Genomic DNA, 5,577 nt, shown 5'->3' on the forward strand with positions numbered 1-5,577 from the left:
CAGGATTTTTTAAAATTTCATTTGGTGAATATGCTGTATAAATTTCTGGGAAAATATCCATAAGATGAAAACTTTGGTGGATATATAAATTTTCATAACACCCCCAATCTTTTCTGAATTTATGTGGTGAAAATATTGAAAAAGTAGGTTTTTGTAAAGCTTTAGCAATATTTACAGCTCCCCCTTCATTAGCGATCAAAGCATCGGCATTAGATAATATTGCTGCAAATTCTCTAACATTATTGCCAAGAATTGATGTAAATATTTTTTCTTTATGGTCAATTTTTTCAAGTAAAATTTCAACTTCATGATGTTGAAGAGGAATAAAGTTAAATAAAATATCAATATCATAATTGGATAATAATACGTTAATTAAATCAGCCATGTAAGAAAGAGGCCATGATTTATCCATGCTACTCCCCAAAATGCCAATAATTATGATAGGTTTGGTAAAAGTAATGCCTGAATTATGCATCAATTGTTTTGCATGTTCAATTTCTGCATTTGTTAGAAATATTTCTGTTTGAAAATCAATATTAGAAAAATCTTTTATAAAAGGAGAAAGTAATAAGCATCTGTTTTCTATTGAGGTACAATTAATAACTTTCGGAAGTTTTTCCTCAATATATACATCGGTATAAAAATGTTTAAAAAAAGGTTTATCGAAACTAATTCTTTTTTTAGCTTTAGAAAATAGAGTAATAAATCGACTTTGCAATTTTGCATACGGATCTATTAAAATATCATATTTTTCACTTCTAATATAGTTGGAGTATTTCCATAAAACTGATAATTTTTTAAGTTCAATATCATCAAAATCGATGATTTTGTCTATATGCGGATTATTTTGAAGAATGCTAATTGCCTTATTGTAGCAAAAAAAATGAACTTCAATATGTGGGAATATATTTTTTAAATTTTTGGCAAGTACACTAGCAACCAATACATCTCCAATATATTTATTTTGTATAATTAATGCTTTCTTCAAAGTGATAAAATATTACAATATTAAAAATTATAAAAGATAAAAATACAATGTATTAAAAAAAGGATAAATAAAAACTTATATAAATAAATTATTATTCATAGTTCAAGACATATGTCATATAATAATTGTTAATTTTTTTATAGTAAGCGTAATACTTGACACTTGCTTTTTCATCAATTATCCAACACATGATAGGCTTTTCATTTTTTAAGGTAAAAGGCTCAACTCGATAATGGTTTAAAAAAGACCATAAATTTCCATGATGAATCTTATATAAAGCTTCTTTAATTCCCCATAATATATGATAATAGTCCTTTTCCTGATCTTTTGGAATAAATTCAAATTCATCTTTTCGAATGAATTTATATTTAATAGTGTTAATTTTTTCTTCTCTTTCCAATTCAATGTCAACCCCTATATTAAATGAAGAGGCTCCTACACATACAACTCCATGTGAATGAGATACGGAAATGTTATAGGTTCCTTCAACAAAAGGTTTACCTTCGGGAGTGTATTTTACAGTATTATCTAATCCCAATGCCATTAAACAAGCCCGTAAACCCAGATATTCACGTTTTCTTTTAGATGTTAAAGAATCATATTTTCCTTGCCTTTTATTATCTAGCTTTAATATACGTAATAATTCTTCATTGGTTTCACTAACTTTCCAAGTAACGATTCTTGTAAAATAATCTGGTATAATAAAATCTACAATTGGCATCTATTTTACTTATTAATTTGTAATAGATTGGCAGTAAATATATGAAAATAAAAAAGATTATAATTCTGAATTGAAAAAAACTTTATAATAAAACATTTTTCTTTCTTCATCGTATCCTTGTTCTAAAAAATCTTCAGAAGCTTCAGGTTTATTAATATCCAATTTGATCTGAAAATGAGTATCTAATTTTATGTCAGTTTTTATTTTACGTTTTTCTCTAACCAGAGCATTAGTGGAAACGTCGAATATTTCCGAAAATTCAATACCTGAATTTTCAGAATATACTTTTTTATAAGATTTAAATTCTTCAACTAAATTGTAATTTTCTAATAATTCCCTATCTAAAATTTCTTCGGTCATAGTTTCATTTTCATTAAATATCTGTAGACAGTTGCTGATAAACTCAGTTTGAATTTTTTTACCTTTTTCTTCGAAAATTACTTGTTGAGAAAAATCGGACAATAAATTTATATAACTCTTTGTTTGGTAAGAATCATCTTTTATATAATCGACCTCTAAAAAAGATTTTTTCCAATATTCAGATTCCACATGTGCATCATCATGTACTAAAATTTTATAGCCGCTTTCTTTGTGCATATTCAGTATTAAGCAAGCTTTATCTATTGCTGAATCCAATCTAAAACCCTTTTGAATGGCACATTCAACAATATCTGAATGTTTAAAACGTAAAAATTTGTTTTTGTTTTCAAGTTTAAATATTCCAATACCGCAAATCTTAGACTCTAATCCTACATCAATATCACTAAATAAAGCAATAAAAATTTCACCTTTTTTTATTTGCGGGTGATTTGATCGTTCATACAAATGATCAAGTACCTTATCTGAAAAATTCACAAAATCAAGAGTATCTTCAAAGACATCTTTACATAAAGAATATAAAATATTAAAATTAATATCTTGAGTATAATGAGTAAATTGATAATATTCTAAATTTTTTTTGAAAGGAGAAATAAAATAAGGTTGAATTTCTTCTTCTTCTTTTTCATTTAAATGAAATAAATCCCCAGCATATATATTTTTTTCTTCACGTAATTTATTACCCGAAAATTGCAAAGTTAATTTGGAAATAACAGCATGTTTTAAATTAATCGTCATAAATTTGCCTGATAAAAAGAGTTACAAAAGTAATTCTTTTAAATAAATGAATAAATAATTATACTTATAAAATAGAATTTATCGTATAAATAATTCGTTACTAATAAGGTAATATAAGATTTTAAAGCAACTGAAAACCTAGGCTAGGATTACTCGAAATATAGTTGATAAAAAAATGAAAACAATTATATGTATTTAGTTCATATCATTGATTTTAAGATACACTAAAAAATAATAAATATTCTATATTTGCAAACATTTGATTGAAAATATATGGGAACAACTTTAGAAAAAGAAATTAAAAGGAGAAAAACCTTTGGAATCATATCCCATCCGGATGCCGGTAAAACTACGTTGACAGAAAAATTGCTCTTATTTGGAGGAGCAATTCAAGAAGCGGGAGCTGTAAAAAGCAACAAGATAAAAAAAGGAGCTACTTCGGATTTTATGGAGATTGAGAGACAACGAGGAATTTCTGTAGCTACATCTGTATTAGCCTTTGAATATAAAGGAAAAAAGATTAATATATTAGATACTCCTGGACATAAAGATTTTGCTGAAGATACGTACAGAACTTTAACAGCTGTGGATTCTGTTATAGTAGTTATAGATGTAGCAAAAGGGGTAGAAGAGCAAACTGAAAAATTAGTACAGGTTTGTCGAATGAGGAATATTCCTATGCTGGTTTTTATAAATAAATTAGATCGAGAAGGTAAAGATGCATTTGATTTATTGGATGAAGTAGAACAAAAATTACATTTAAGAGTTACCCCCTTGTCTTGGCCTATAGGAATGGGTTTAGATTTTCAAGGCATCTTTAATATGTGGGAGAATAACTTTAAATTCTTTACAGAAGAAAAAAAACAGAAGGTAGGGGAGAGTATTGAAATTAATGATATAAATGATTCTATAGTAAACGAGCTTATTGGAGACAATGCCGCTGAAAATCTTAGAAACGAACAAGAATTAATTCATTCCGTTTATCCAAAATTTTCTAAAGAAGAATATTTGAACGGAACTTTACAGCCTGTTTTTTTCGGATCAGCATTAAATAATTTTGGAGTTCAAGAATTATTAGACGCATTTGTTGAAATTGCACCCAATCCATTACCTAAGATGAGTGATGTTCGTTTAGTAAAACCCGAAGAACCCAATTTCACAGGATTTGTATTTAAGATACATGCCAATATGGATCCTAAACATCGTGATAGGTTGGCATTTGTGAAAATTGTTTCAGGTACATTTAAAAGAAATACTAATTACTTGCATGTTCGTCAAAATAAAATGATGAAATTCAGCAGTCCTGCAGCTTTTTTTGCAGATAAAAAAGAAGTTGTTGAAGAAAGCTTTCCTGGTGATATAGTAGGTTTGCATGATACAGGTAATTTTAGGATTGGGGATACTTTAACAGAAGGAGAAAAGTTAAATTTTAAAGGAATTCCATCATTTTCACCCGAGCATTTTCGTTATATAAATAATGATGATCCGATGAAAACCAAACAGCTAGCAAAGGGTATAGATCAATTAATGGATGAAGGTGTAGCTCAATTATTTACGCTTGAAATGAATAATCGTAAAATCATTGGAACTGTGGGAGCTCTTCAGTTTGAAGTAATCCAATACAGATTGGAACATGAATATTCAGCTAAATGTAGTTATGAGCCGGTAAATATACATAAGGCATGTTGGGTTCAAACTGATAATGAAAAATCTACAGAATTTTTAGAATTTAAGCGAATTAAACAAAAATTTTTAGCTAGAGATAAATTCGGTCAATTAGTTTTTTTAGCGGATTCAGCATTTAGCATTACTATGACACTTGAAAAATTTCCCTCTATAAAGCTCCATTTTACCAATGAATTTTAACAATAAAAAATGAGTGTTGAAGACACTCATTTTTTATTATAAATCAATCCAATATTAAATGTTTTATTTCAAAATATAGAAAGCGATTCCTTCATATTTATATTTAGGTAAAATGATACCCCATTTTTCATTTTTATTTTCTAAATATTGAACTTCATTTTTTTTAGTTGTAAGTAAATGATCCGGTTTACTTTTTTCTCTGAAAAAACGATAAACAGGAATAGTATTTGGTTGTGGTGAATTATATGCATAACCTGTTATTCCTTCGTAAACCCAACCATTACTTCCTCCATTTTGTAATTCGTTCCAATTAATCGTAGACAATCTATCTCCATTTATTCTATTATAGTATCTATAAATCGGGTATGTATTTGGAATTTGTGAACTATAAATTTTTCCCAAAATACCTTCTAAATATCGATAACCAAGTTCATTGAAATCGGAGGTATAAAAATGTCTTGAATCATAAAAATACCTATAAAGGTTTTGTGTTTCATATACTTTTCCCGGATATAGTTGAGCTATAAACTCCTTATCTTTGACAGAAAGTACAGTGTTCCATCCGCTTGACCAACCATTCAATGATAAAGAAGATGGAAATGAATAAAGCATAATAGATTTATTATCAAAAGAAGAATAATTGGTTATAGTATGATCATATTTATAAAAAATATTTTGGTCAACTTTTTCTTTGCTCCAATAATTCGGTGCTCCCCCATAATATTCATATACTTTTTGCTTATTCCATTGTATACCCGATGCAGGACTTTGATGTTCATGCACTAAACCTAAAGCATGTCCGAATTCATGAATAACGGTTCTAGAGAACTCATAATCAGGTGTGTTCGAATTAAACCATCCAAAATTCATAGTAGGTTTATTTGCA

The 5,577-nt window shown here is 27.9% G+C and carries 4 protein-coding genes and 1 pseudogene; 1 reads left to right on the plus strand and 4 read right to left on the minus strand.

The genetic code is table 11. The features are described 5' to 3' along the window. From M3Z80_RS08880 to M3Z80_RS08890, 3 genes are all read right to left on the minus strand, one after another. The coding region (locus M3Z80_RS08880; RefSeq protein ID WP_293919258.1) for a glycosyltransferase family 9 protein at positions 1-988 on the minus strand (988 nt) is incomplete at its 3' end. A gap of 91 nt (positions 989-1,079) precedes the next feature. Then, positions 1,080-1,709, minus strand: coding sequence for a 4'-phosphopantetheinyl transferase family protein (locus M3Z80_RS08885; RefSeq protein WP_293919259.1), 630 nt, complete (start codon positions 1,707-1,709; stop codon positions 1,080-1,082). A 57-nt stretch (positions 1,710-1,766) separates the two neighbouring features. Beyond that, entirely contained in the window at positions 1,767-2,825 is a 1,059-nt protein-coding gene (locus tag M3Z80_RS08890) for a nucleoid-associated protein (RefSeq protein ID WP_293919260.1), read from the minus strand. A gap of 273 nt (positions 2,826-3,098) precedes the next feature. Between M3Z80_RS08890 and M3Z80_RS08895 the strand changes: the two genes are divergently transcribed. Beyond that, on the plus strand, positions 3,099-4,691 hold the full coding sequence (locus M3Z80_RS08895) for a peptide chain release factor 3 (RefSeq protein ID WP_293919261.1): 1,593 nt from the start codon (positions 3,099-3,101) through the stop codon (positions 4,689-4,691). A 63-nt stretch (positions 4,692-4,754) separates the two neighbouring features. Here the strand turns inward: M3Z80_RS08895 and M3Z80_RS08900 are convergent. Then, positions 4,755-5,577 (minus strand): annotated as a pseudogene (locus tag M3Z80_RS08900) (hypothetical protein); the annotation flags it as partial.

The organism is Apibacter sp., from assembly GCF_025291155.1.
Lineage (GTDB): Bacteria > Bacteroidota > Bacteroidia > Flavobacteriales > Weeksellaceae > Apibacter.

Excerpts from the sequence above, each read along its gene's own strand:
- M3Z80_RS08895 (WP_293919261.1), top strand. The coding sequence starts at position 3,099 with ATGGGAACAACTTTAGAAAAAGAAATTAAAAGGAGAAAAACCTTTGGA.
- M3Z80_RS08885 (WP_293919259.1), bottom strand. The coding sequence starts at position 1,709 with ATGCCAATTGTAGATTTTATTATACCAGATTATTTTACAAGAATCGTT.
- M3Z80_RS08890 (WP_293919260.1), bottom strand. The coding sequence starts at position 2,825 with ATGACGATTAATTTAAAACATGCTGTTATTTCCAAATTAACTTTGCAA.